Genomic DNA, 25,644 nt, shown 5'->3' with positions numbered 1-25,644 from the left:
GCTTACCCTGAATGGATTCTCGTACAGATATGATGCCCTTATGGGAAGCCGCTTTCGCGCCCATAGGCGTTGTTGTTCTTCTTTGAGGTGGCTTTTGGCTAGAGTAGCCCTTGCCATTAAGTATAGCCATTCAATGAAGGGTAACGTAGGTTGTGGATGCACAGCCTATTGGCGAACGCGTCAGTTGAAAGATTTTGATCCAACCCTAGTAAGCAATTACTGATCAGAGTCTAACTAAAAAATCAAGCCTTACCAATAGGGTATAGAACAGGGTATACAACCGTTTATAGCCTATGAATGTGCTTTTCCCCTCGCGTGTTAAATATAAAATTTGTTGGAAAATTTATCTGCCCATAGCAATAATTTTGGTATTCCAGATCTTAAGGTAGAAGCGTTTTAGGAAAACTTTTTACCAATCTTAACATCGCTACCACCTAATCAATTGAGGGGTCTGACCTTTCGGAAACTGTTACCAATTATTGTTTCTCTCAAGAGGATTAATAAATTGATATGGGATTTAATTTCAAATTAACAAGCCACTCAGGTCATAAAACGTTGACTTTGACTTTTAAAAATGATTTCCAGGTGTTTTTTTAACAAATCTTAATATATTATAAATTAGTAATTTCCGCTAACCCTTTAGTATGAAGCCAATTAACAATTATGTCTGTTACAGGCCATTTAACCGATATTTCCCTACCAGAAGTGTTTCAGTTTATCGCCCAGGGACAAAAAACTGGTTTGCTAAGGTTGCTTCCCTTGCCAATAAACCAAGCAACCCCTAGGAGGATTCATTATATTTGGGTATATCAGGGTCACCTGGTGGCAGCTGCAGATCGGTTAGACAATCAAGGTTTGGTATCGCTGATTGTTGAACACTGCGGGGTTAGCGAACGGGTAATTGCTAAGTTAGCTCAGCTGTGTGCCATAGATAAACCTCTGGGTTTATGCCTCAGAACTCAGGGTGCTTTACAAGGTGAACAATTAAAACAGCTATTTCGAATGCAAATTCTACAGCATGTGTGTGCTTTGTTTCAGCTCAGAGATGGTCAGTTTAACTTTGAACAGAATGTACCCATACCAACACGAGAAATGACGGGTTTGAGTATACCAACAAAAATAGCTATGTTGAAAGGATTGCGATCGCTCCGCAACTGGCAAGCTCTGGCAGATAAATTACCTGACCCCAATGGCGGTTTGGTCAGTATCAACGGTGGTCAACCTAAATACAGTTTGGATTCTATAGAGTGGCAAGTTTGGGAGTACACAAATGGCAATGTTTCTCTCAAGAGAATTGCAAGGCAACTGAGATTACCAGTAGAAAAAGTGCAACAAGTTGCTTTTAGACTAATCACAACAGGTTTAGTAGAAGAAGTTCCCTTATTGGTTAGCAACTTATGTGACCTATCTACATTGACCTGACGGTCAAGTGTGGTTTTTTGAGCCCTTTTTAAACGGGATAAAAACTTCCTTAAAGTACTACTTAAAGGTAATATTAATTGTGGAGGTAAGCACAACTGTATTCCCTCAGAGCGCTTTTTAGAGTTGGAAACATATCCAGAATTGCTAGCGCTTTGGTTGATTGCTCAGTTGATATCACCGTTAATCCAAAGCTGGAAATCGTAATCAAACTAGTCTTGAATACTACAATCATTTCTTTGGCACTCATCTCGATAAGAAAAGAGTTGAGACTTAGAGGCAGGGTTTTACTCAAACACTACGTATCCAGCTTCTTCAGCTACGTTTCCAACTATTGAAAAGAACTTTCACCCATCAGCATCAAGGGACGATGTTATTTAATTCCAACTTAGCACTTTGTGGTTCTGGTCAACGGCATAGCATTATAGCACAACATCTTTGCTCCGATCAAAAAAACCAAACCTCTGTCTGGGATTGATGAGGGGCTGAGTGCTCAAAGGTTGCGTCCGCACCTTGAAAGCCCGGTCCGCTGGCTAACCTACTCCTTCTGCTTGTCCTAAGGACTCTCGGCTTTAGTAAACAGAAGGCAACTCCCAGGGTGACACGTGGGGCTGATCGCGGTTCAGCTAAAACTTGGATTGTGCCGCACAAACCATCTAACACTATATAATTTATTGTCACTCATAGTTGACACTCTCAAGGTGCTCTCTTGGTTTTAATTACCCGACATGTCCCTTAATGGTTACCTAAGCGACTTATACTTGCCAGAACTTTTTCAGTTTCTAGAGAAAGGAAAGAAAACTGGTTGGCTCAGAATTACTGCCTTACCCAGAGTTTCTGGATACCGGCGACCAGTTCATCACTTTTGGGTTTACCAGGGTCGGATTGTGGCAGCAGCTAATCGATTGGACCATCAGGGTTTAATTGTCCTGATTGCTCAACATCAGTGGGTTAAACACAGTATAGTCACTACACTAGCTCAGTCATGTACTCCCAATCAGCCACTTGGTTTATATCTCCAAAGTCAAGGTATTGTACAAACTGCACAACTAAAATGGTTGTTTCAGATTCAAATACAACGGCAAGTGTGTCCTTTGTTTGAACTGAAAGATGGTCGATTTAAATTCGAGCAGAACGTGCCGATCCCAATCCTGGAAATGACCGGTTTAAGTATACCGGCAACAGAAGCGACATTGATCGGGTTAAGGGAACTGCACCACTGGGAGGCTTTGGCTGAGCAATTGCCTGACCCTGATTGGGGTTTAGTCAGTACCATCTGCGATCCACCCCAATCCCATTATCGACTCAACGTTTTAGAATGCAAAGTGTGGAATTATACAACAGGCAAAGTTTCTCTGAAAGCGATCGCAAAGCAGCTGAAACTACCAGTAGCACAAGTAAGGCAGATTGCGTTTAGGTTAATCACAGTGGGTCTTGCACAAGCAAGACCTTTGTTGAAGGATACTTCTCATCAAAACTTAGACAAATCTAGACAAAAGCAAATTGCTCTCGACAAACAAAAATATCCATTCGTTAGCTTCCGCCGCAATTCATCCCAGGTCCGAAAGCAGTAGCGTCGGCGTCGGATGAGCGGACAGGGCTGCGGCTATCGCATCTTATTTTTGTACATGCTGGCGAGGTGAGGATTTCAGCAATCGAGTCCGGTTTTTAATCAATTGATGAAATCCTTACTGGATAAGGGTTTTGGAATTTAGATGGGGTTTGCCTCTGAAAGCGTCATAAACTGACGTTTTGTGTAAGTTTGATCGAACAGTTCAAAGATAAATATCTTCTCCTTGCTCTGTGAAGCGAACATCTTTAATATTCAACTGAGAGTTAGCAGTAAGAGTTTTACGCAAACTACCGAAAAGGGCAAATTGCTCACAAGTGGAGAGGGAGACAAACTGCCGCTGGGAATCTGGTGATAGGCGCAAATCGACGGTAGCCACACCAGTATTGGCATTGACCTTCACGCGGTATCCCGATACATTAAAGTCACTGGAGTTACCAGTCTCTAAAACTTTTCCTATAACTGTATTTACTGGATTTCCTACTGGTACAGCTACCTGTTCAGATACCAGAGACTGACACTGACTGTCAGCCCGATAGACATTAAGAATTACTCCGTTAGCTCGATTGCTATTATTATTACCTTGGCTGACTGTAGCCTTAAGCGCGACCTTACCAACCTTGGTTCCTGGTTGAGTTTCTTCCGTAGGTACAGTAATCTTAGGTAGAGTAGTATTAGAGGGTGCTACACCAGTGGTAGAGCTAGCCTCGGTGGCTGGTTCAGCAGATAGATTCGCTACAGGAGTTTTCTGGGAACCAGGATTGTTATCACTCACCAAACCATAGCTACTGAAACCAACGACAATTGCTCCAATCGCAACAGGAGCTAGATAGTGTTGAAAACTTTTCATTTGGCTTCGCTCAAAACAATGCTTCTAGCTGTTGTCTAAAGCAACAGTTACATCAATCAATATTCAAGGTAGAGCGTGGTTGATCAGGATAAAACAGTTAAAAAATAGAAACTAGAAAATAAAAATTGAAATCATTTTCACGCTTATATCCCAATTCTGGGGCATTAGGGCTATACATCAATTTAATCTGGCCATCTCCCGACACTGCCAACACTCTCGACACTCGTGACACTCCCGAGCTCCCCATCTGTATCTATAGTCCTACTTTGAAGAATTGGTATTAACTATGGGGGAGGTTAGTAAACAGCTAGAGAAAATGTCGCAGAGTCTACCAAAAACTCTGATTATTTGTTAAACTTAAATTACGGTAACACCGACAGGGATTATTATGTAACTTAAATTAAAGCCGAAAACCAAGGGTTTAGTAGTTGCGCTCTCTATCCCGGTGTTAGACTTTTTTGACATTTTTATGGCGCTCGCGGGATATTCCGTCAGAGAAGCGCGGAGATACCCCCTGGATGCTATTGCATCTGGCATTGGCGAGCCATAATTTGCCTTTGGTAGGTTTTGGTAGCTAAAAAGTATCGGTTAAACCCAGCTATCCTGTTGTAATAGCCTTGCTATCGTGACATACTCCTACACTGAGTCTTAGAGTTCAGTGTAGGCTTCTTGCCAACTCCACCCAACGGTTAGGATACAAGGCCGTAGGCCACGCGGGGCGCGTTCGGCAAGCTTTATTAACGACACGGGATGCCCCGACCCACCGGAACAATACAACTCGTTCTATTTTTTAGGCACGCAGGTGGCGGTTAGCTCTTAATTTGTTTTCCCTGCTATCTTCATTATAGATGAAAATAAAAAAACAAAGTTCCGCCTCCGCCATTCATCCCACGCCCACCTTTGGTACGGATATGGGGCATAAGCGCGGATCAAGCTAAAAGAAGTTCCCCTAATAGGACATCCCCGATTCAATCAACCATGACTAAACAACCAGCCCGAATCTGCATTCTCGGTGGAGGCTTTGGGGGTCTCTATACAGCCCTACGCTTAAGCCAGCTGCCTTGGGAAAAGCCCCAACAACCAGAAATTGTCTTGGTTGATCAAAATGATCGGTTCTTATTCTCACCGCTGTTGTATGAACTGATCACCAGCGAACTACAAACCTGGGAAATTGCTCCACCCTATGAAGAACTGTTAGCAAACACAGGTGTACGGTTTACTCAGGCAGCGGTAGCAGGCATTGATGTAGAACAGCAGCAGGTACAGTTAGAGACTGGATCGGAATTTCAGTATGATCGCCTGGTGTTAGCCCTAGGTGGAGAAACCCCTCTAGAGCAGTTGCCTGGGGTGGCTGAGTATGCTATCCCGTTCCGAACTATTACTGATGCCTATCACCTGGAAGAACGCTTACGGATTTTGGAAGAATCCGATACAGATAAAATCCGGATCGCTATAGTTGGTGCAGGTTACTCTGGTGTGGAACTAGCTTGCCATCTAGCCGAACGGTTGGGAGAGCGCGGAAGGTTGCGGTTGATTGAACTCGGTGATGTGATTTTAAGAACATCAACGGACTTTAACCGAGAAGCAGCACGCAAAGCTTTGAATGAACAGAAAGTCTGGATTGATTTGGAAACCAGTGTTGAGTCCATTGGACCTGACACCATTTCTCTGTTGTATAAAGGACAGGTGGATACTATTCCCGTAGATTTGGTGCTGTGGACAGTAGGAACAAGAGTGACACCAGTTGTGCGATCGCTTCCGCTCAAACAAAACCACCGTGGTCAGCTGACTACCACCCACAGGTTACAAGCGGTTGACCATCCCGAAATTTTTGCCCTAGGTGATCTAGCCGATTGCCGAGATGCTGATAATCAACCAGTTCCCAATACAGCTCAATCCGCTTTTCAGCAAGCCGATTATGTGGGTTGGAATGTCTGGGCTTCTTTAACTGGGCGTCCCCTGCTGCCCTTCCGTTACCAGCAGTTGGGAGAGATGATGACTTTGGGGAAAGACAATGCAACTCTGAGTGGTTTAGGTCTGAAGCTGGATGGTCCTTTAGCCCACATAGTACGCCGACTTGCCTATCTTTATCGGATGCCAACTATAGAGCACCAACTGAAAGTGGGCATGAACTGGATTACTCGACCATTAACTGATATTCTGTCTGGAACATAAAGGCATATAGCAGTCCTAAATGATTCGTGAAATATATTGGCCAAAGCAATTGCTATAACCCTTTACCAGCAACGATTCCAGATTTTTATCATTTTACAAATGATTTAGGATTGCTATAGATACAGGAAAATGGAAAATTGAAATTAAATGAACAATTAACCATTAACAATTAACCATTAACCATGGAAAAACCGCGAGTAATTTTTCTAGATGCTGTCGGTACCCTATTTGGTGTTCAAGGGAGTGTAGGGGAAGTTTATAGTGCGATCGCTAATCAATTTGGGGTTACAGTACCTGCTTCAGCTTTGGACAAAGCCTTTGTCAAAGCCTTCGCCTCAGCAGAACCAGCGGTTTTTCCAGAAACAGATCCTGAAGAAATTCCCCAGCGAGAATTTGAATGGTGGTGGGTGATTGCCTCCCGCACCTTTGAACAAGTTGGTGTACTTGACCAGTTCACCGATTTCATTGATTTTTTTGACGAACTGTATGGCCACTTTGCCACTGCTCAACCTTGGTTCATTTATCCCGATGTTATCCCAGCGCTGAAAGCATGGCAGCATATTGGTATTGAGTTGGGTGTCGTCTCAAATTTTGATTCCCGTCTCCATCTTGTCTTAAAAGCCCTAAAATTAGAAGAATTTTTCTCCTCCATCACAATTTCTACCCAAACTGGCTTTGCCAAGCCTGATCCACAGATTTTTGCTGCTGCTTTACAAAAACATCACTGTACTGCTCAGGAGGCTTTTCATATTGGTGATAGTTTTCAAGAAGACTATCAGGGCGCTCAGGCAGCTCGGTTGAGAGCATTTTTGATCAAGCGCAAACCAATCACTTAACCATTACGCGATGCTCCTAGGTCGCCGCTACGCGAACGCATCTATTGGTTGCCACACCAGTGTCTGCTTGATAGCCGCTGCTCTGGTATAATTTGACTATTTCTTTGAGGAGACTGGCTGCTAACTGTGAATTCTTGGTTCTGGGTAAAGGCTAACCAGCAACTCACTTTCTTTAACTGCTAACTCATCCAACCGCTGATCTACTAGTACTCGCTCAAAATAGGTATCAGCCAGTACCCAGTAAACACCATAGTGACGAGCCTCAGATGCCATCAAGCTATGATAAAATTTTGCTAAAGATGGATCACAACAGTGAGTTGCTAGTAATCCCAAACGTTCGTGAGAACGAGCCTCGATCAGTCCAGCAACTAGTAAAGAATCCAACAACCGTTCTGGTTCGTTTCGGCGAATCTGAGCTTTCAATCCAGCTCCATAGGGTGGTGAAGAAAGGGGACCTAAGGGAATGCTACGTCTTTCTAGCCACTGGTTAACTTGCTCGAAGTGTTCTAGTTCCTCACGGGCAATGACCGTCAGTTGACGCACCAGTTTACTGTAGGATGGGTAGCGAAACATTAAATTCAGTGCTACTCCAGCCGCTTTACGTTCACAATGGGAATGGTCGAGTAAAATAACATCAAGGTTTGCAAGGGCTTGCTCGATCCAAGCCTGGCTAGTAGGGTGTTTCAGGGTATTAATCAAAGGCAGAGCAGAAGAAGACACGGTTTTTGTTCAAATCAAACAAATCAAAGTAGTTGGCTTGTTCATTGCAAACAGGCTTTGGGATCGGTAGGCGATGCTATTAATTTTAACTGAATCGTGTCAATCCTCGTCTTGTTAAGGCGCAGGTGTAATCCCGTCAAAAACTGGGTTCAATACCCGCTTTTGTAGCAACAAGTTGGGTCGTAAACCCCGACTTAACCGTAGCAAATCCGGGTAGTTCATGATAAATTTACATAGACACTACACATAAATACTTATAAGACAAGTTAAACTAGCTACTTGAGCCTATTCCTCAAAACTATTACACTTAACGACTCTATTCAGGAATAGGAAATATCTTAAAAGGAAGACCACTCTCACAGAATCGGTGCATATATCTACAAATAGGTATGAGGCTAATGGTATTAGGTATTAGCTACAACAAAAGCAGTTGATAGCCTCTGTGCTTGAGGAGGGCTGCTTCATACGCTGGTCAGAACCCGCTTAGCCATTTAACCTAGAAATCTGATGCCTAAAGCCATTAACCTTAAATTTTATATGAAGGGATCTACCTGATATTTAACGAAATTAGATTTGGATAAGTAAAGTAATGACCCACCGTCGTATTGTTATCGGTGACGTTCATGGTCACTATAATCCTCTTATGACCTTATTGGATGCGATCGCACCCACTAGTGACGACACCGTTTATTTTCTCGGAGACTTGATTGATCGAGGACCGATGAGTGCTCAGGTTGTGGAATTTGTCAAGCAAAATGCTCACCCCTGTTTATTAGGTAATCATGAGCTGATGTTACTAGAAATTATCGGTAACAATTCAGTACCTAACTCAACACGACAAGCCTGGCTCTATAGTGGTGGTGAAACTACTATCAACAGCTATGGTGGAAAAGTCTGCCAAGATCACCTAGATTGGATCAAAACACTGCCAACCTACATTGATTTAGGAGATACCTGGCTAGTTCATGCCGGGGTTAATCCTCGCATGACCATTGAGGAGCAAACCGTTGAGCAATTTTGTTGGATTCGGGATGAATTTCACAGTATGCGTGAACCTTACTTTCTCGACAAGCTGATCATCACCGGTCACACCATGACTTTCACCTTACCAGGAGTGGCTCCCGGTACAATAGCCCAAGGTTGTGGTTGGCTAGATATAGACACTGGTGCTTATCATCCCAAAAGTGGTTGGATGACAGGTCTAGACATTACCAATAATCTTGTTTATCAAGTTAACGTCTTTCGGGGTTATGTTCGCCAATTCCCCTTGGAAGAAGCCGTGACCAAGATAGAACCTAGTAAAATATGCCGACGTCAAGTGTTGATTACCTCCTGACGGTTCTAGAGGTTAACAAAAAAACTATTGGGCAAGCTTGCGGCTCTTGAGCTAGCTGTGCTGATCTGAGCACTCGCCCTCTACGACCTGTTGTCCTTTTGAGGGCAGCTTTTTTCTGGTTGCGGACTGCACGAGTTTTGTTTTTGTAAGCCCGATTGTTTAATCCATCACCAACATAGGCACGATTTGAATCGATAGACTGCTCCAAGGAATCAATTCGGTCTGCTGTTGACGGATGAGTACTCAAAAACCCTGGAATAAAGCCTCTTTGCTTGAGTAGTTTTTTCATAAAGTCTACTGATCCTATCGGAGCATAGCCTGCTTGTTTTAAGTTCTTGATACCTAGTTCATCCGCTTGAAATTCATGCTGACGACTGTTGGGACGACGTAGTGCTAATTCCACGCCCAGATTAACCATCGTGTTGCTATCAACTCCAGCCGCTTCTGCTAAACCTCTAGCGATCGCGGCTTGCTTAATTTGCTGGATACTATGACGACCTACGATATGACCAATCTCATGAGCCATTACACTTGCCAGTTGAGCTTCATTGTCTGCTGCTGCGATTAAACCCGTGTTAATATAAACAAATCCTCCCATGGTAGCGAAGGCATTAATATTACCATCATCGACCACCTGGAATGTATAGTTAATGTTTGGACGTTCGCTCCTTTTAGCTAGTCGCTGACCAATTTGATCAACATAGCGATTAATTTCCCGATTGCGATAGAGCTTAAATTGCTTTCCAACAAGTTGCTGATTAATTTGCTGACCAATTTGGACTTCCTGTTGATCAGACATATTAGATAACTGGATAATCTGAATACCACGCAATAGCAGCTCTAACCAAGGAACCCCTTGGGCGATCTGGGCTGTTCCCACCACCAGACTCAGGGATAGAAGCATGCTGATTAACGGATATAACAAATGACGTCGATAACGGGAGTAAATCGATAATATATTGCTGAACATAGCAAAATTATGAATTATTAAATCGAAAAGAGATTATTTTAGCTATTATCCCTTTTTCCACTGGAAAAAGGGTTTGCAGCCATGGCTTGCTGTAGAGGAGCCTTGTCTTTAACATCATAAGTCAACTCTCTACTAGGAGTTGTCTGCCATAATTACTGACCAGTAGCATTCCTCGTTATGGTTGAACCCCAAATAGGGTAATATGTTCCACAGACGAACCTGGTGTTTGTTATTCTCACTCACCAGTTATGGATAACTCTAATTATAGGTATTAGGTAGATCAAAAGCAGTTAACAGCCGATATCCTTTAATAGGAGCCCTTCATAACTAGGTTATAAACCCCTTAGCCATTCAACCTAGAGCCAGGGAACCTTAAGGAGTTATCTTTACACTATACAATTTTCACAAAAACAGAGAAGATAATAAACGAGAGTTAGCCACCTAATTTATTGGGTGGCCAGCGAACGCGCCCCGCGTGGCCAAAGGCCAGCGCCCCGGGATTTATCCCGGCTACCGTGTTAGAATAGAAGGACGAGTAAGAACAAGGTTGGTTACGTTGATTTTTTGCGCTTTTCGGTGAGATTCCGACCAGTAAGAGACGGGGTTAATCCTACTCCTCAAGGAACAGGTAAGTAACGCAGCAAAAAGTAGTGACTTATTGCCCTAATTTGTTTGGTACAACCACTCCGAAAGTTTTTTTAAATCAAAAGTAAATCCACAGGTTAACTTTTTTGTTAATCCGTTCGCGTAGCGTGGCCTACGGCCAGGGAGGTAGGGCATCTTTGAGTGTGCCGCAACGATACAGGTAGGTTCTCCTAGTCGGTATCGTAAGCGTCGTGGAGAGGCGCGACCCAAGGCGAATCAGATTCGCCATTGGAAAGCGCGCCAAGCGCGGTTTTAATCCGCGTAACGACATCAACTTAGAATCCCCGTCTTTTCAAAGCGGGGAGAACTCAAACCTAAGCAAGTTTATGGCTATTGTAGATTCTAAAGGACGTTTGTTTGGCAAGGTGAGCATTATCGACTTCGGTGCTGCCTTGGTGATTTTGTTGGTAGTTGTAGGAATCTTCTTCTTTCCTGGTGAGTCTGGTTCCGTTGCCCAACTCAATAGCACCAAACCAGTAGAAGTAGATGTTATTGTCCGGGGGTTAAGCTTGCTTGAACCAGATGTGTTGGTCAATCAGTTGGAGGAGACCAAGAAGACTAATATTGTGATTCGTAAGCAACCCTATGGTCAGGTTGACGTCAAATCCGTCAAAATTCTGCGTAGAAGTGTCCTGGTGCCACAACCAGATGGCTCTATCAAAGAACTACCAGATCCCAGACCTAGCTTTTATGGAATTAATATGTTACTCACCTTAGGTGGTAAAGCAACAATCACCAAAGATGGAGTAGTCCTAGGCAATAGCAAGATTAAAATTGGTACCCCAGTAGAGTTAGAAGGTAGAGATTATAACTTCAACGCCAGTGTTATTAATGTCAGAGTAAATTGACACTCCTCTGCCTAAAGGCGAGAGGATTCTTGCTTCAATGGGATTCCAACGAATTTACCCTCAGCAAGCATCTTCACCGTATGCCCTACGGCTGTTAATCCTCTAATTGCCACTACCTGAGCTGCTGCTATATCTCTATTCGTTGTATAGCCACAGGCAGAGCAAATGTGAGTACGTTGTGAAAGCTCTTTCTTTCCCGTTTCTGTCAAACAATTAGGACAAATCTGGCTGGTTTTACGTGCATCTACTTTCTGGAAATACACCCCACGCTTAAAACAAGTTTGTGCCAATATCTTGAAAAATTGGCCAAACCCAGCATCTAAGCAGTGTTTCCCTAATATTCCACGGGATAGCCCCACCAGATTCAAATCTTCTACAAATATCATCCCTGCATGATCGCACAGATGATGGCAAAGCTTCCTGTGCCAATCTTTACGGCAATTGGCTACATACTCGTGTAGTTTTGCTACCTTTTTTTGTGCGCGCCTCCAATTCTTCGAGCCTATAGGTTTCCTGGAAACACGCTTTTGCAGCAATTTCAGCTTGCGTTCGGCATCACCCAGGAACCTCGGACGCTTGATTAAAAGACCGCTAGAAGTAGCAATAAAACTAGTTAATCCTACATCAATTCCTACTGCTTCACCATGGGGTATTGGTTGAGGTAAATCAACATTCCATTGAATGGTTAGCATGACGTACCAACCGGAAACCCGTTTAACTATACGAGCTTGCTTGATTTGAGCATCATTAGGAATTTCTCGTGACTGACGGAATTTTACCCAACCAATTACAGGCAATTTCACTAACCCATGTTCTAATCTTTTCCCTTTCATTTGAGGAAAAACAAAAGACCTCATTCTGCCTTTTTTCTTGAATCGGGGGAATCCAGCGTTACGCTCCCACATGTTGGTGAAAGCTGTTTCAACTCTTTTTAAAGTTTGCTGCAACACTTGAGATTGGATCTTTTTGAGTTCAAGGTTCTGTTTTTTGGCAGCCGTCAAAGATTTACACTGACTTGCATAGGTAGGACGCGGTGTGTCAGCGGGAATGATGTAGCAACTACGGAGGCGGCAAGAATTAATCTGACAACTACGAGATTTGTACCAATCCTTCCTTTCCGCTAAAGCGTAGTTGTATACCAAGCGAGTTATCTCAAGCCACTCATCAAAGATTTTTGATTGTTGTTTGGTAGGTTTGAGCTTGAACTCGTAGGTGAGATTAAACATTTGCTTTTCCTCCTTGCCTTCTATAATAGCCATTATATTATCTACCGTCAATACGAAAGATAACAAAACCCCGTTGTTCGCGTTCGCCTTTGGCGTGGCCTACGGCCAAGCGTCGCCTTTGGCGATAGTTACCGTAAGATAGTGGAGCCTTTAGAGTCGGCAGGCTATGCATAAAAGAGGTGCGACCCGTGGCGAATTTAATAATTAGATGCGGAAAGCGCACCTTTGGTTAAAACTTATTGATTAAGGCTCCACTATATAAGGTTTCTATCCAGCGAAGGACGGGGCTTTAAACCCAAAATTTTTGGGAATCACGAGTGATGGGGTGAATTGAACTAATCATTTATCCCATACACCCCACCATCGGGCAGCCGCAAGGGAGAGCTTTAGCTCATTTAGTATCAGCTTTTTCCACCGAAGCATCATTGATTCCCAGGGTAAGCCTTAGAGGTTTCCGGTAAGGATAGGCTCTAGCAACTTGCCGGTAAACGTCATAATTAGTAGGTAGTGTCACTGTCTGTGCCCCCTCTTGATAGGTGATATCGTATTTAACTGTACGCAACAGCTCTGGCTTGCTAGGCTTATGATGAAGTGGCTGACGCTGTTCTACCTCATCAATGGTTGGTTTTGGTGGGACAACTGGCCACCATAACCCCTTGTCATCAGGTCCTGTTACAGCACCTTCTGGTTTCTCACCATTGCGGTTGACTACGGACTTGGAAGCAAACTCCTCAACATCGGGATCTCTATCAGTTGTTGAATTAAGAGAATACTCAACTCGCCAGGTTAAGGTGGTTAGTGCTGTAGCTTCATACTCAGTAATAATCACAGTGTTACAACTGCTAAGCGCTACTGCTACACAAAAGCCGATCAACATCAAAATAATCTGGCGACGCCGCAAAATGCGATCAAGTAGGACATGGAAACTAGTCAAATTCACTCCACCCCATCCAAACTTACGACTAAATGCAATTTGCTCCCCTATACCCTATTCTGTACCAAATTCTCAAACCTGCCTTTCCCAATTGCCTGTGGTCAGGAGCAACGAATTCACCTGCGATCGCACTCACCTTCGATGATGGACCCCATCCACAGTACACTCCCAAGTTACTGCAAGTCTTAGACCGCTACCAAGTCAGAGCCAGTTTTTTCTGGTTGGGCGTTTGCGTACACCAAGCCCCCAGTGTCGCTAGAGAGGTTTACCAACAAGGTCACTGGTTAGGACTTCATGGATATTACCATCAGTCTTTTCCCTTTTTAAAACGGGATGCCCTTCAGCAGAGTTTGCTCCTTACCCAAGACGCGATCGCTCAAGCTTGTCAGATTCACCCAGACAAGGTAAAAGACGTTCGTCCCCCTAACGGATTATTTACACCCCGAACCTTGAATATACTGCACCAGTGGAACTATAGATCAGTAATGTGGAGTGTTGTTCCAGAAGACTGGAAACGTCCTGGTGTCAGTATAATCGTGGAGAGAGTCCTAAAGCAGGTTCAAAACGGTTCCCTGATCGTCCTACATGATGGTTATTATGGAGGACAAGATGTGGTTGAAACTACGGCTGAGTTAATTCCTCAGCTATTGAACCAAGGTTACAAATTTGTTAGCATTGACCAGCTATGGCAGGAAAATTAGTAGTTTTGTTAATTGAGTTAGGCTTTTCTGACTCACCGCACCGTAAACTCCTAGAAAAACTGCTTTGCTAGACGCTTCCGGTTTTCCATCTCATTACTCCTGTAGTGAACTACTTAATCCAATTACCTACTCTATATACTTCATATAGAGTATACTATCCATTTTAACGCTATATGTAGTGCTCAGCTAATCTGATAAATTTTCAAAAAAATGAGCAAACTGTAAAAATTAAAATTAGAAATTAAAATAATGATCAACCGAAAGCTCCATCGGACGAGGAGACTTGCTTCCCCTACGCAATGTTCCCATCGTCTTTCTCTAGATTATTTCCGATGCCCTGATTCACCATTCCCTTACGCAGGAATACCGAATTAGGAGCTGGTTAAATCAACTTACTTGGCAGTACTTTCACTTAGCGTGTTACTACATTGGCTAGGAAAATGTATTACAAAAGTAATACTAAATAATCATTACCTAGACCCATAGCTTGTCAATGGTTATCATACAGGACAAGTTAATTAACCTAGTGAAGTTCAACTGTCGGGTTTTATAGAACATTAGTACTAAACTAGTGACTATATTCTAGGCATAAAGGAAAGTGGGTACTTATTGCTACACTTTCTCAAAGCTTTTGACCAGATAAATAAGCTAAATTTTTCAGATAAACACTAGAGCAAAATTTTGTAAATAAGGCTACAATCAAAAAGTCTTCCCAAAATTCAGTATTAACACTTAAATGGATAGTAGATTCACTGCAAGTTAAGTCCAAGGAAATAGAGTCGATCTAATTCCTACGGCTGAAGCGATTCGACCCACCATAGGGTGCAACAAACAAGGTTCTCACTGACTAAGCCATCTTAAGTAGATCAACGGACATCATCTACTGGTCTGAAACTGAAGGAGCATGAGGAAAAAACATGACCCAGGCAAATGAATTACTCGCAACAATCGCTCAACCTCAGAGCGATTTAGAAGTCTTGATTGAGGATGACGTGAACCGAGATGATTTGGTGGACGCTCAACCTGACGAGGAAAATAGTAAGCCTGGTAAGGGGCGATCTAACCGTCGCCGAACCCAAAGCAAAAAGAAGCACTATACAGAAGATTCAATTCGCCTCTATTTGCAGGAAATTGGCAGGATTCGTCTACTCAGAGCTGATGAAGAAATTGAATTAGCCCGTAAAATTGCTGATTTGTTGGAATTAGAACGAGTGCGGGAGCGCTTGTCTGAGCAGTTAGAGCGGGAACCTGGAGATCGGGAATGGGCAACAGAGGTCGATATGGAGCTGCCAGCTTTCCGTTACCGCTTACACGTCGGTCGGCGGGCTAAGGAAAAAATGGTGCAGTCTAACCTCCGTTTGGTGGTTTCCATCGCCAAGAAATACATGAATCGAGGACTCTCATTCCAAGACTTGATTCAAGAAGGTTCTCTAGGTTTAATCCGGGCTGCGGAAAAATTTGACCACGAAAAAGGCTACAAGTTTTCTACCTATGCTACCTGGTGGATTCGTCAAGCTATTACTCGTGCTATTGCTGACCAGTCCCGGACTATCCGCTTACCCGTTCACCTTTATGAAACCATCTCGCGGATCAAGAAAACCACTAAACTTCTTTCTCAAGAAATGGGTCGCAAGCCCACAGAAGAGGAAATTGCAGATCGGATGGAAATGACCATCGAGAAGTTGCGATTCATTGCCAAATCAGCTCAACTTCCCATCTCCTTAGAAACGCCTATTGGTAAAGAAGAAGACTCCCGCTTGGGAGACTTTATTGAAGCCGATGGTGAAACCCCAGAAGATCAGGTTTCCAAAAATCTACTCCGGGAAGACCTAGAAAGTGTCCTTGATACCCTTAGTCCCCGGGAACGTGACGTACTGCGTCTACGCTATGGATTAGATGATGGACGGATGAAGACTTTGGAAGAAATCGGCCAAATCTTCAACGTCACGCGGGAACGGATTCGACAAATTGAAGCCAAAGCCCTTCGCAAACTACGCCATCCAAATCGCAATAGCATTCTCAAGGAATATATCCGATAGAAAACCCTGCTGCTTGATAGCAATCAGGGTTTTCTGTTATCGTTCAATTTACTTCGTGGGGAATAGGGAGTCAGTATGAAGTCTGGTTAATCACATATAATACGGTTGGTACCATGGATGTTAATTGTCAATTGACTCCTAACAATTGTTAATTTTCAATTTTCCATTGGCTATCAACCAAACATGATAAGTATTCAAACAGACATTATATCACATTCCTTACCCCAATTCCTACCCAGAAATTAGTTCCGGTGCGCTTTCCTATGGCGAATTAAATTACGGGGTCGCACCGTTTTCATATTTTAGCTGACATTCCGTAGAACAAACTATGGAATCAGCTAAAAACACATAAGAAAGCTGGAGTTCAACACTAGAACTCCAGCTATTTATTGAGATTGACAAATTTAACTAACTATTGGGAACTACATTAATCCCAAGAAGTGTAGTACACCTTGACCAGTAATATATTCTGTGACTAAAGCAGCGATGAAGCCGATCATAGCTAGACGACCATTTAAGTTTTCTGCTTTAGGGGTGAAACCGAACTTGGCTTCGTTAGACTCTTGATTGGACATGGTTCTTTGCTCCGCTAATTTACTCTGTGTAGCCCGTTTATATTAATAAATGTAACAAATTATTGGCTAAATGTCAATTATCTGCATAGGCAAGCGGGATGAATTGTGTATAAAGTCTTAGTTGATCAATGATGTAAACTTATGTGAAGTATAATTTGCTGTTTTCATCATGATCTCTCGTCGCGCATTTATCAGCAGTCTGTTGGCTAGCTTGATCGTTTTACTGGCTTGGATAAATTTTGCCAACCCTGCCCATGCTCTCGGTGGCAAACAACCTCCTATTAATGAACCCGCACCCGAGTTCACCCTACCGACCAATACTGGTAAGGGTTCGGTGTCCCTCTCCGATTATCACGGTAAGTGGGTCGTACTCTATTTCTACCCCAAAGACTTTACTAGTGGTTGCACCTTGGAAGCTCAGCGATTTCAGCAAGATTTGGCCAAATATATGGAGATAAATGCGCAGATCCTAGGGGTGAGCGTGGATCATGTCGATTCTCACGCGGAGTTTTGTGAATCAGAAGGTTTACAGTTCCCACTTTTAGCTGACACCGATGGCTCTGTCAGCAAGGCTTATGGTTCTTGGCTAGGTATTATGTCCCTACGCCATACCTATATCATTGATCCAGAAGGCATTCTACGGGAAATATTCCTTGGTGTGATACCAGCAATTCATAGCACCGAAGTACTGGCTCGCCTGGATGAGTTAATGTCTACTTCTTTCTGAGTTGATTTCCCACTAAGGATTAAGCTTTAACAAGATTTATGCCCTGAGGAGGTCTAATCTCTGGTCTAATATATCTGCTCTAATCTCTATAGATAGAGTTTAACCAAATCAACTCATTTCTAGATATAGCTCTACATATAGCTTGAGTGCCTAAGTCCTATTTAAGCATCCTTGAAGGAGGCTACTGAAAGTAGGCTGAGTACTGAAGCCGGATCATCAACAGTAGCGCTGGTTAGCTTAACATTGTCAATGATGAGCCCAGACTGAGTTTGATGACTCAATTCATTCACAACACCAAAGCCTAGGCTGTAAGTTCCAGCAGTAGTGAAGGTATGAGTAAATCCTTGAAATCCGGTTTGGTTGTAAAAGTTTTTCGGTGCTTGACTAAAGACCCCTAGGATTGGGTTAGCTAGTTCATAGACAATTTGGGACTTGGGAGAACTAAGGCAGAAGAAAGCGAAGTCGGCAACAATAGCCTCATCTCCCACGTCTTCATTGGTGAGAAAATTCCAATCAAAGGTTAAGGTATCACCAACACAAGGGGTAATCATTTGTTGGATAGCAGCACCTCTGACTACCTTGCTAGAAGTACCACATATGCCAACGGTGTCTAAAATTTTCTGGGCAATACAATCAAGAGTTCCTGTGGACAGGTATAAAAACTCCTCCAGTTTAGAGGCTGATGGGGCTTTTGGCTGACCTGTTCTGGTGACTTCGGTATTGCTAGTTCTTAGTAAAAGCTGCTTTTCTCCCTCGGTTGGAGTAATGCCAAAACTAGCTCTTTTGATCCCGCCTGGTCCTAGCTTTTGCCAGCCTTTGAGTCCTTCTTCAAAGCCACCATTAACTAATTTAACTGGTTCCTCACCACTAGAAAAACTAGACGAGTCAACCAGATAGTTGATTTCTTTTCTTAAGGTGGACTGTTTTGGAATTTGAGACGTGGACATAAAATTAATTTTTCTAGAACGCTAAAGGTTGAAACGACGACGATGATTCCAGAAAAATCAGAGGCAATCTTAACTTTTGATATGAGCACCAACCGTATTAACACCCTGATTAATCTGATCAGTTTGATGATCGTCTAATGACTAATGGTAAGTATTCAGCTGTCAGCTATCAGCTAATGCGCTACTTGAGGTGCTGTCTTGATGCAAAGCGCGAGTGGGGGGAACCCCCTTTGGCGGCGCTGCCTCCCCTGTTCCGAAGCTGCATCGCTACTTGAGGTGCTAGCAGGCGGTTTAACTGCAGGGGGTTGGATGAGTAAAACAAGCAGGGATTTTCAAGCAGCCATATCAGCACCCTCAGCTTGTTTACTACCTCCCGTTGATTAGCTGACGACTGACGGCTGATAGCTGAATGCTTACGACTAATGAACGTATTGTGTAAATTTTTACAGGTTTTTTTTATTAAAAGTCAATGTATCTAGGTAATCTTTACAAACTATTTATACTTTGAGATTTATTTATTAAGTTTCCGAGAAGAAACGATTAACTATAACCTTAAAAAATTATTAAAATTAGAGTTTTTATTTCTCACTAAGCTTCCAATATGAAGATTTTGTCAAGAAATCTGTTCAAGTCAGCTTAATTCCTTAATGTTCCAAAATCATAGCAAAAGAAACAGCAAAAATTGTTCAGTTGTTGGCTCTCCTAGAGTGGCTAGGATAAATTAGTACAAAATAATCGCCATAGTCCTTGCTTAGTAAGCTCTTGAGTAATTTAAAAATGCAATTTTAATAAAAGCGATGCAGCTTCGGAACAGGGGAGGCAGCGCCGCCAAAGGGGGTTCCCCCCATGAGCGACTGCCGTGGTTTTCCCCGGAGACGAAACCTTAGACAGGGGAGCCTTTATGGTTGGTAGGCTATGCAGATGCATGGTTAAAACTTATTGATTAAGGCGAGCCTGTCTTACGGTAACTATCGCCAAAGGCGACGCTTGGCCGTAGGCCACGCCAAAGGCGAACGCGAACAAACCATGAGCGACTGCATCAAGACAATGTATTTTTAGTTTATTGAATCCCTTGCTCTTTAAGGGTTTAAGCTCATTTAAACTACTAATTTACTATAATCAGTCTAGGAGAGCCCAGTTGTTTAACTTTTTATATTTATTTTTTATCTTTAAAGTTTCGTTCAAGTTGTTTCAAGATTTTATACATTTCTGGAAGCCGATTGTAGATGGCAGATATTTTTAGCCAGAGTTTGTTGGAAATAGCAGGATAGCCAGAAACTATACTTCCGGGTTCTACATCTTTGTGGATTCCCGATTTAGCGGTCACAATTGCTCCATCCCCAACTTTCACTTGATTCGCAATTCCTACCTGACCCGCCAGCAACACTTGATTACCTACTTTGACTCCTCCAGATAATCCAACTTGGGCTGCCAAGGCACAGTTTTGTCCCACCTCGGAGCCATGACCAATATGTACCAAATTATCTAATTTAGTGTTACGTCCAATCCGGGTTTCCCCAACCGCTGGACGGTCAATGGTGCTGTTACAGCCAACTTCGACCCCATCTTCTAAGACCGTGTAGCCAGATTGTTGCATTTTATACCACCCTTGGGGGGTTGGCACAAAGCCAAACCCTTCAGCACCAATGACTGCACCACTATGAATCACACAATCGTTACCAATGCGGCTCCGTTCATGAATAGTGCAGTTGGCATGTAGAACAGTGCGATCGCCTATTTCTACTTCAGGATATAGTACTACATTAGGATGAATACAGACCTGATTGCCAATCTTTACCCCTGCTGAAATTATGACGAAAGGTCCAATATAGACATCTGTTCCTAACTGAGCATCTGGGTCAATCACTGCAGTGGGATGGATGACTGGTGCTGGTTGAAAGGGTTGATAGAAACATGCGATCGCATGAGCAAATAGTAATCTCGGTTCAGATGTCCCTACCCAAGCAATACCTCTTTCTGTCGCTTTTGCCTGTAATGCTTCATCCAGGGACAAAATTAATGCACTCGCCTGGGTTTTTTCTACCATGTGGGCAAACTTGGGTCCTTCAATATAACTGAGAGTGCCTGGGGTGGCTTGATCGATGGGAGCAACTCCGGTAATTTCAGGGTTAAGCTCTGTATCGCTATTCAGGCTATGGCACAAAGACGCTGTACTACCCAGGTGTTCTATTAAAAGACTAAATTTCATGGCTCGGCAATGGGTGGGTGTGGAATTGGACATCTGGAATGATAGGATAAATTGGTGACTAACCGCCATTGCTATTGAGTTAGTTAAATGGGATTCACAATTCCTTAGTTATCTTGGGTGTTCCTAGCCCTTAACTTATTCCATCACTCCGATTGCCCTTGGATGATTGAGTCATTAGTCTACAAGTCTGTTAGTTCCATCCATAGATGGAACCAATTAAGACATCGAAGGTTTAATGACTAACGACTAATCAATCATGTCTGGTGGTGCTACCGTAAACTTAAGAACACTTTTGGGGTTGACCGTGACGGCGGTACAGCATCAGACTGTTGAGGATCTGGTGGACTAATATAGACTAGTAAGTTGAGCAATATTGTAATGGTAAATGCCTGAAAAACTTTCTTAAACACGAGCCACACTCCTCATTCCTAATATATAGTCTTGGTGAAACAATCGAAAGCGATGCTACTTGACTGAGATACGAACTTTATAAAAATTGATACACCCGTGAAGGTAATTAACTCTACCAGTTTATTTAAGCAACCATATAAGTGCCAAGTTATATGTTCCGCCTCAGTGACTGGCACAGTGCAAAGGGTTGCTCCTAAGTCATTCTGTGTAATTTAATAGATTAGGGGTAGCCGAGATTAGAACCAAAGCAAGAGTTTGCTAGTCGCTACAATGTAAAGGAAAACCAATCTACCAGCCACCTTAAGTCAGCACCCCACTCTTGTCTAGACAGGACTCCCTAGCCTAGTCATGCAACATAGCTGACCAACCGATAACAAGCCGCGAGGCAAACATGAGGTTATGCTTCGATAGGGGCTTGAGGCTGTTAACAGGAACGGGTATGAACTGCATCTGTTCTCCCCACATTGATCTAAGACGGTTTTAACCGCCCTTTTCCTTTGTTTTTCCTCCCCAGTCGCCCATACACGGGGTTTGCAAATTTCACGCTTATTTTTTATGATTCCTACAGTTATCGAGCAATCCGGTCGTGGCGAACGTGCCTTTGATATTTACTCTCGTTTGTTGCGAGAGCGCATTGTATTCCTCGGACAACAGGTTGATTCTGACTTAGCTAACTTAGTGGTTGCCCAATTACTCTTTCTAGAAGCCGATGACCAGGAAAAAGATATTTACCTGTACATCAACTCTCCCGGCGGTTCAGTGACTGCGGGCATGGGCATTTTCGATACGATGAATCAAGTTGCTCCGGACGTCTGCACTATCTGTGTTGGACTAGCAGCTAGTATGGGGGCTTTCTTACTCAGTGCTGGTGCTAAGGGTAAACGCATGAGCTTGCCCCACTCCCGGATTATGATTCATCAGCCACTGGGAGGAGCACAGGGACAGGCAAGCGATATAGAAATCCAAGCAAAAGAAATCCTGTACCACAAGCAGCAGCTAAACAATTATTTAGCAGAACATACCGGTCAGCCACTGGAAAAGATTCAGGAGGATACCGAGCGGGATTTCTTTATGTCAGCGACTGAGGCTAAGGACTATGGTTTAATCGACCAGGTCATTGAGCGACGTCCCATAGCAACCCCTTTACCAACAAACTAATGTCTTAGTTGACACTCCCCGTCTATGCGCGAGCAGGGAGTGTCAACTAAGACGTTAGTTTGGGGAGATGCTAAAGCGATCGCTAACCAGGTCCCGACTATTGCTGAAGTGGCTCCGGAAATTAACAATCGGCAGTTAATCACAGGAGTTAAGCAATTACAATACATCAATAACTATATATAGTTATTTAGGACAAGTAACAATAAAATCAATCACCAAAAGGTAACTTCAGCTATAGGAAATGAAAACGGATATCGGATTTCCTAGTTAGCGTGAGGTACATCTAGATTTTTTTCCTGATCTTGATTGAGACTTTCGCTTATATCGAAATCGAATCATATAAAAAATTAATCTTAAGAGCTGCTTTACTATTAATTATCAAATCAATTATCTCTGGTGAGAGAACTTTCATGCCATTGCCCCAGAACCAAGTTGGATAAGGTGGTCAAGAGTACAAAAATCAAGATACCTAGACTACTAATCATAAACAAAGCAGCAAACATCCGGGGAATTTCGAGATTGTAGCCAGCAATTAGCATTTGATAAGCAATTCCTGAATTAGCACCGCCTGTACCGGCAACAAACTCAGCTACTATTGCTCCGATTAAGGCTAATCCACCACTAATACGTAATGCAGCTAAAAAATAGGGTAAAGCACTTGGTAATCGCAGATACAGCATTGTCTGCCAGCGAGATGCTTTGTAAAGCCGGAACAGGTCACTTAAGTTGGAATCGATGCTATTTAAACCAAACGTCGTATTAGAAATAATCGGGAAGAATGCTACAATCCAAGCACAAAGTACCAAAGCAGCGAAGGTATTGTTCCTCAGCCAAATAATAATTAAAGGCGCGATCGCAGCAATAGGCATTGTTTGCAAAACTACTGCATAGGGATATAAGCTTTTTTCAATCCACTTACTCTGAGCCATTAACATGGCAATTAGCAATCCTGAAATTGCTGCTGTTATAAAAGCAGCTACAGTGATTTTTATGGTGATCAGCAATGGCTGAAATAAACTGTTCCAGTCCCTAATTAATACCTTGATAATCAGCAAAGGACCTGGTAATATATAGGAGGGCGTACTAGTCACTCGAACAGAGATATCCCACACCATCAACACCAGGATTCCCACTGCCAAAGGGGCTATAATATCGATAGATAGCAAACGTTTCAATTTTAGCTTTGCCAGAACGAAGGCTTTGGTTTTTTCCATAAAATTTTTAGATCGCGTTTAATATAGCTGTAATATTTCTATTCATAATATTTCTATTCATAATTCATCCCTTTTGACAACTGCTCAGCCACCTTGCGACAATATTTTGTATAAACTAATGATGTACGAAACTGTTCCTTACGTGGTAATGGTTCATCAATAGTTATATCCGCCACTACTCGACCTGGACGAGCTGCCATTACTACCACGCGATTGGATAGATATACGGCTTCATAAATATTGTGAGTCACAAAAACGACAGTCCAGTGTTTCTTACTCCACAAATCAAGTAACTCCAGGTTAAGCTTAGTACGAGTGATATCATCCAAGGCTCCAAAGGGCTCATCCATCAGCAATACCTTGGGAGAAGTAACAAGAGCTCTGGCAATAGAGACTCGCATTTTCATGCCACCGGAGAGTTGACGGGGATAGGATCGGGCAAAACTTTCTAGTCCAACTAATTGGAGCGCTTCTTTAATAGCATTATCAGCCACTTTTTTAGATACCCTTGCTAATTTAAGAGGCAAACGAACATTTACCATTACCGTTGCCCAAGGCATTAGTGCTGCTTCTTGGAAGACAAAAGCTATCTCGTTTTGGTGGCCGCGATCGCTCCATTCTATGTTTCCCGAACTCATAGTGCTTAGTCCAGCAATGATGCGTAGCAGGGTACTCTTGCCACATCCCGATGGTCCTACCAGACTGATGAATTCAGACTTATTGATGTTGAGATTTAGGTCTTTTAGCGCTACAGTACCATTGTCAAAAGTTTTGTTGACATGGGTAAGAGAAATAGCTGGTTTTTGGTTCATCTATTGTCAGTTAGTAGCAATAGACTTCTTGCAGAAGTCGGTAACAGGTAGCAGCGGAAAAAAATTTATAAAAACAGTATCATAAAACTACTTTTGCAAGAGCTCTAATCAGTGATTAGCAATCCGTTAATAGTTTAAATTATCAATCACTAGATAGAAATTAATGTCTAATAACAATATCTAATAAATTTGATGTTAACATGTCTATAAATAATATATTCGGCATTTTACTTTTTTTTTTAATAAGCTGTTATTTCGGTACTTAATTAAAGTAACTAAAAAGTAACTAATAAACTAAAATGTTAACTAACTTTATGTATAAAAATTTACTCCTTTATTGACAAATGCTAAGGTGTAGGCTTGTTTGTAATCAGTCTTGGCATCAAGTACCCCAACGGTAACTAACTCATTGAACAAACTTTCCCAGCGTTCATCGGTCATTGCCCCAATGCCAAGTTTTTCAGCATCGCCAGAAATGATAATACCATACTCTTTAAGCTTATCCAGACCATAGGCGATCAGGTCATCGTTCATCTCTGGATTATCTTTTTTTATCAGCTGATTGCCTGGTTCGGGATTCTCTAGATAGCTATACCATCCTTTGATTGACGCATCAACAAATCGCTGAACCAGGTCGGGGTTAGTTTCAACGAGTTTCTTGGTGGTTTCGATGGTGAAAGCATAGGGATTATAACCAGCATCTGCTAAGGATAATATATTGGGCTTAAAGCCTCCTTGCTTTTCTATAAGGTAAGGTTCAGAAGTCAAAATTCCCTGTTGAGCTGAATTTTTATCTACTAAAAAAGGGCTAACATTAAAGTTGTAGGGGCGTTTCTGGTCATCTGTAAAACCGTATTTTGCCTTGAGTAGGGGCCAATAGGTGGTGATGGCTCCAGGAGAAATAAAAATCGGTTTACCTTTTAATTGTCCCAGAGAGTCATTGCCTACCCCTGGATGAGCCAAGAGAATTCGTATTTCTTTTTGGAAGATACTTGCTAAAGTAATTTTGGGAATACCTTGTTGCACTGCTTTAATAGCATCAACAGCCTGTCCCATAGTTAAATCAACTACTCCTCCCATTAATAATTGGGTGGTATTGCTCTGAGGACCTGTTGGTTGTATGGTAACATCTAGGTCATAGTTTTGATAAATTCCAGTAGCGACAGCCTGATAAAAACCACCGTACTCTGCTTCAGCTTTCCAGCCCAGAGCAAATTTTATTTTATCTAATTTACCTTTTTTTTCTGTCGTTAATGGTGTAGAGCTTTGATTATTACAAGCTGCCAAAACACTACTACCAAGAGTCACGGAGCTAAGTTTAA

The 25,644-nt window shown here is 42.6% G+C and carries 25 protein-coding genes; 12 read left to right on the top strand and 13 right to left on the bottom strand.

Translation table 11 applies throughout. The features are described 5' to 3' along the window. The first annotated feature begins 663 nt into the window (after positions 1-663). Together F6K38_RS08490 and F6K38_RS08485 are read left to right on the top strand one after the other, a co-directional pair. Complete coding sequence (locus F6K38_RS08490; protein ID WP_008182001.1) at positions 664-1,422, top strand: DUF4388 domain-containing protein; 759 nt, start codon at positions 664-666, stop codon at positions 1,420-1,422. Positions 1,423-2,147: 725 nt separating this feature from the next. Beyond that, positions 2,148-2,993 carry a DUF4388 domain-containing protein gene (locus F6K38_RS08485; protein ID WP_008182003.1) on the top strand — a complete coding sequence of 282 codons (846 nt, stop codon included), beginning with the start codon at positions 2,148-2,150 and terminating at the stop codon, positions 2,991-2,993. A gap of 201 nt (positions 2,994-3,194) precedes the next feature. On the opposite strand, the gene F6K38_RS08480 is transcribed toward F6K38_RS08485, so the two are convergent. Further along, positions 3,195-3,839, bottom strand: coding sequence for a hypothetical protein (locus F6K38_RS08480; RefSeq protein ID WP_008182005.1), 645 nt, complete (start codon positions 3,837-3,839; stop codon positions 3,195-3,197). 125 nt (positions 3,840-3,964) lie between these two features. Here F6K38_RS08480 and F6K38_RS08475 point away from each other — a divergent pair, with 125 nt between their 5' ends. The 3 genes from F6K38_RS08475 to F6K38_RS08465 all read left to right on the top strand — a co-directional run bounded on the left by F6K38_RS08475 (position 3,965) and on the right by F6K38_RS08465 (position 6,850). After that, positions 3,965-4,123, top strand: coding sequence for a hypothetical protein (locus F6K38_RS08475; protein WP_154659740.1), 159 nt, complete (start codon positions 3,965-3,967; stop codon positions 4,121-4,123). Between the two features lie 694 nt (positions 4,124-4,817). After that, positions 4,818-6,014: an NAD(P)/FAD-dependent oxidoreductase gene (locus tag F6K38_RS08470; protein ID WP_008182007.1), complete on the top strand. Its 1,197-nt coding sequence runs from the start codon at positions 4,818-4,820 to the stop codon at positions 6,012-6,014. Between the two features lie 182 nt (positions 6,015-6,196). Next, positions 6,197-6,850 (top strand): HAD-IA family hydrolase, encoded by a 654-nt coding sequence (locus F6K38_RS08465; protein ID WP_008182009.1) that lies wholly within the window; start codon positions 6,197-6,199, stop codon positions 6,848-6,850. 120 nt (positions 6,851-6,970) lie between these two features. Here F6K38_RS08465 and F6K38_RS08460 read toward each other — a convergent pair whose 3' ends face one another. Continuing rightward, complete coding sequence (locus F6K38_RS08460) at positions 6,971-7,570, bottom strand: MiaE family protein (RefSeq protein WP_008182010.1); 600 nt, start codon at positions 7,568-7,570, stop codon at positions 6,971-6,973. Between the two features lie 589 nt (positions 7,571-8,159). On the opposite strand from F6K38_RS08460, the gene F6K38_RS08455 reads away from it, so the two are divergent. After that, positions 8,160-8,906 carry a metallophosphoesterase family protein gene (locus F6K38_RS08455; protein ID WP_008182011.1) on the top strand — a complete coding sequence of 249 codons (747 nt, stop codon included), beginning with the start codon at positions 8,160-8,162 and terminating at the stop codon, positions 8,904-8,906. Here the strand turns inward: F6K38_RS08455 and F6K38_RS08450 are convergent. After that, a complete protein-coding gene (locus F6K38_RS08450) occupies positions 8,896-9,876 on the bottom strand; it encodes a M48 family metallopeptidase (RefSeq protein WP_081431826.1) in 981 nt (326 codons plus the stop codon). The two genes, F6K38_RS08455 and F6K38_RS08450, sit on opposite strands and share 11 nt — an antisense overlap. 971 nt (positions 9,877-10,847) lie before the next feature. On the opposite strand from F6K38_RS08450, the gene F6K38_RS08445 reads away from it, so the two are divergent. Continuing rightward, positions 10,848-11,369: a DUF4330 domain-containing protein gene (locus F6K38_RS08445; RefSeq protein WP_008182013.1), complete on the top strand. Its 522-nt coding sequence runs from the start codon at positions 10,848-10,850 to the stop codon at positions 11,367-11,369. A gap of 11 nt (positions 11,370-11,380) precedes the next feature. Here F6K38_RS08445 and F6K38_RS08440 read toward each other — a convergent pair whose 3' ends face one another. The 3 genes from F6K38_RS08440 to F6K38_RS08430 form a co-directional block, all read right to left on the bottom strand. Continuing rightward, the gene (locus F6K38_RS08440) at positions 11,381-12,595 is read right to left on the bottom strand and encodes an RNA-guided endonuclease InsQ/TnpB family protein (RefSeq protein ID WP_287262837.1); all 1,215 of its coding nucleotides are present in this window, start codon (positions 12,593-12,595) and stop codon (positions 11,381-11,383) included. 37 nt (positions 12,596-12,632) lie between these two features. Continuing rightward, the gene (locus F6K38_RS08435; protein ID WP_131826851.1) at positions 12,633-12,818 is read right to left on the bottom strand and encodes a hypothetical protein; all 186 of its coding nucleotides are present in this window, start codon (positions 12,816-12,818) and stop codon (positions 12,633-12,635) included. Between the two features lie 168 nt (positions 12,819-12,986). Then, the gene (locus F6K38_RS08430) at positions 12,987-13,535 is read right to left on the bottom strand and encodes a hypothetical protein (protein WP_008182016.1); all 549 of its coding nucleotides are present in this window, start codon (positions 13,533-13,535) and stop codon (positions 12,987-12,989) included. Positions 13,536-13,561: 26 nt separating this feature from the next. Between F6K38_RS08430 and F6K38_RS08425 the strand changes: the two genes are divergently transcribed. Together F6K38_RS08425 and rpoD are read left to right on the top strand one after the other, a co-directional pair. Then, complete coding sequence (locus F6K38_RS08425) at positions 13,562-14,230, top strand: polysaccharide deacetylase family protein (RefSeq protein WP_287247572.1); 669 nt, start codon at positions 13,562-13,564, stop codon at positions 14,228-14,230. Between the two features lie 917 nt (positions 14,231-15,147). Beyond that, entirely contained in the window at positions 15,148-16,269 is a 1,122-nt protein-coding gene (rpoD, locus tag F6K38_RS08420) for an RNA polymerase sigma factor RpoD (RefSeq protein WP_008182019.1), read from the top strand. Positions 16,270-16,691: 422 nt separating this feature from the next. Here the strand turns inward: rpoD and F6K38_RS08415 are convergent, their stop codons facing one another. Beyond that, positions 16,692-16,844: a CAB/ELIP/HLIP family chlorophyll-binding protein gene (locus tag F6K38_RS08415; protein WP_008182021.1), complete on the bottom strand. Its 153-nt coding sequence runs from the start codon at positions 16,842-16,844 to the stop codon at positions 16,692-16,694. A 169-nt stretch (positions 16,845-17,013) separates the two neighbouring features. On the opposite strand from F6K38_RS08415, the gene F6K38_RS08410 reads away from it, so the two are divergent. Then, the gene (locus F6K38_RS08410) at positions 17,014-17,571 is read left to right on the top strand and encodes a peroxiredoxin (RefSeq protein ID WP_008182023.1); all 558 of its coding nucleotides are present in this window, start codon (positions 17,014-17,016) and stop codon (positions 17,569-17,571) included. A 161-nt stretch (positions 17,572-17,732) separates the two neighbouring features. Here F6K38_RS08410 and F6K38_RS08405 read toward each other — a convergent pair whose 3' ends face one another. The 3 genes from F6K38_RS08405 to F6K38_RS08395 all read right to left on the bottom strand — a co-directional run bounded on the left by F6K38_RS08405 (position 17,733) and on the right by F6K38_RS08395 (position 21,137). Further along, positions 17,733-18,518 carry a hypothetical protein gene (locus F6K38_RS08405; protein ID WP_008182024.1) on the bottom strand — a complete coding sequence of 262 codons (786 nt, stop codon included), beginning with the start codon at positions 18,516-18,518 and terminating at the stop codon, positions 17,733-17,735. Positions 18,519-19,674: 1,156 nt separating this feature from the next. Next, entirely contained in the window at positions 19,675-20,727 is a 1,053-nt protein-coding gene (lpxD, locus tag F6K38_RS08400) for a UDP-3-O-(3-hydroxymyristoyl)glucosamine N-acyltransferase (RefSeq protein WP_008182027.1), read from the bottom strand. Between the two features lie 269 nt (positions 20,728-20,996). After that, positions 20,997-21,137: a QAALIT motif small membrane protein gene (locus tag F6K38_RS08395; RefSeq protein WP_154659741.1), complete on the bottom strand. Its 141-nt coding sequence runs from the start codon at positions 21,135-21,137 to the stop codon at positions 20,997-20,999. Between the two features lie 556 nt (positions 21,138-21,693). On the opposite strand from F6K38_RS08395, the gene clpP reads away from it, so the two are divergent. Both clpP and F6K38_RS08385 read left to right on the top strand, forming a co-directional pair. Then, complete coding sequence (clpP, locus tag F6K38_RS08390; protein ID WP_008182028.1) at positions 21,694-22,296, top strand: ATP-dependent Clp endopeptidase proteolytic subunit ClpP; 603 nt, start codon at positions 21,694-21,696, stop codon at positions 22,294-22,296. Between the two features lie 24 nt (positions 22,297-22,320). Next, positions 22,321-22,479: a hypothetical protein gene (locus F6K38_RS08385; RefSeq protein WP_008182031.1), complete on the top strand. Its 159-nt coding sequence runs from the start codon at positions 22,321-22,323 to the stop codon at positions 22,477-22,479. Between the two features lie 200 nt (positions 22,480-22,679). Here F6K38_RS08385 and F6K38_RS08380 read toward each other — a convergent pair whose 3' ends face one another. From F6K38_RS08380 to F6K38_RS08370, 3 genes are all read right to left on the bottom strand, one after another. Beyond that, entirely contained in the window at positions 22,680-23,510 is an 831-nt protein-coding gene (locus F6K38_RS08380) for an ABC transporter permease (protein ID WP_287247577.1), read from the bottom strand. A gap of 53 nt (positions 23,511-23,563) precedes the next feature. Continuing rightward, positions 23,564-24,322, bottom strand: a complete 759-nt coding sequence (locus F6K38_RS08375) for an ABC transporter ATP-binding protein (RefSeq protein ID WP_287247579.1) — start codon at positions 24,320-24,322, stop codon at positions 23,564-23,566. Positions 24,323-24,634: 312 nt separating this feature from the next. Beyond that, the coding region (locus F6K38_RS08370) for an ABC transporter substrate-binding protein (RefSeq protein WP_287356443.1) at positions 24,635-25,644 on the bottom strand (1,010 nt) is incomplete at its 5' end.

It is taken from the genome of Moorena sp. SIO3B2 (genome assembly GCF_010692525.1).
Lineage (GTDB): Bacteria > Cyanobacteriota > Cyanobacteriia > Cyanobacteriales > Coleofasciculaceae > Moorena > Moorena producens.
This window is presented reverse-complemented; position numbering and strand designations above follow the sequence as displayed.

Coding starts and splice junctions, on each gene's coding strand:
- F6K38_RS08415 (WP_008182021.1), bottom strand. CDS start 16,844: ATGTCCAATCAAGAGTCTAACGAAGCCAAGTTCGGTTTCACCCCTAAA.
- F6K38_RS08385 (WP_008182031.1), top strand. CDS start 22,321: ATGCGCGAGCAGGGAGTGTCAACTAAGACGTTAGTTTGGGGAGATGCT.
- F6K38_RS08405 (WP_008182024.1), bottom strand. CDS start 18,518: ATGTCCACGTCTCAAATTCCAAAACAGTCCACCTTAAGAAAAGAAATC.
- F6K38_RS08485 (WP_008182003.1), top strand. CDS start 2,148: ATGTCCCTTAATGGTTACCTAAGCGACTTATACTTGCCAGAACTTTTT.
- F6K38_RS08425 (WP_287247572.1), top strand. CDS start 13,562: ATGCAATTTGCTCCCCTATACCCTATTCTGTACCAAATTCTCAAACCT.
- F6K38_RS08410 (WP_008182023.1), top strand. CDS start 17,014: ATGATCTCTCGTCGCGCATTTATCAGCAGTCTGTTGGCTAGCTTGATC.
- F6K38_RS08450 (WP_081431826.1), bottom strand. CDS start 9,876: ATGTTCAGCAATATATTATCGATTTACTCCCGTTATCGACGTCATTTG.
- F6K38_RS08490 (WP_008182001.1), top strand. CDS start 664: ATGTCTGTTACAGGCCATTTAACCGATATTTCCCTACCAGAAGTGTTT.
- F6K38_RS08440 (WP_287262837.1), bottom strand. CDS start 12,595: ATGTTTAATCTCACCTACGAGTTCAAGCTCAAACCTACCAAACAACAA.
- F6K38_RS08480 (WP_008182005.1), bottom strand. CDS start 3,839: ATGAAAAGTTTTCAACACTATCTAGCTCCTGTTGCGATTGGAGCAATT.
- F6K38_RS08470 (WP_008182007.1), top strand. CDS start 4,818: ATGACTAAACAACCAGCCCGAATCTGCATTCTCGGTGGAGGCTTTGGG.
- F6K38_RS08445 (WP_008182013.1), top strand. CDS start 10,848: ATGGCTATTGTAGATTCTAAAGGACGTTTGTTTGGCAAGGTGAGCATT.
- rpoD (WP_008182019.1), top strand. CDS start 15,148: ATGACCCAGGCAAATGAATTACTCGCAACAATCGCTCAACCTCAGAGC.
- F6K38_RS08465 (WP_008182009.1), top strand. CDS start 6,197: ATGGAAAAACCGCGAGTAATTTTTCTAGATGCTGTCGGTACCCTATTT.
- F6K38_RS08380 (WP_287247577.1), bottom strand. CDS start 23,510: ATGGAAAAAACCAAAGCCTTCGTTCTGGCAAAGCTAAAATTGAAACGT.
- F6K38_RS08375 (WP_287247579.1), bottom strand. CDS start 24,322: ATGAACCAAAAACCAGCTATTTCTCTTACCCATGTCAACAAAACTTTT.
- F6K38_RS08455 (WP_008182011.1), top strand. CDS start 8,160: ATGACCCACCGTCGTATTGTTATCGGTGACGTTCATGGTCACTATAAT.
- lpxD (WP_008182027.1), bottom strand. CDS start 20,727: ATGAAATTTAGTCTTTTAATAGAACACCTGGGTAGTACAGCGTCTTTG.
- clpP (WP_008182028.1), top strand. CDS start 21,694: ATGATTCCTACAGTTATCGAGCAATCCGGTCGTGGCGAACGTGCCTTT.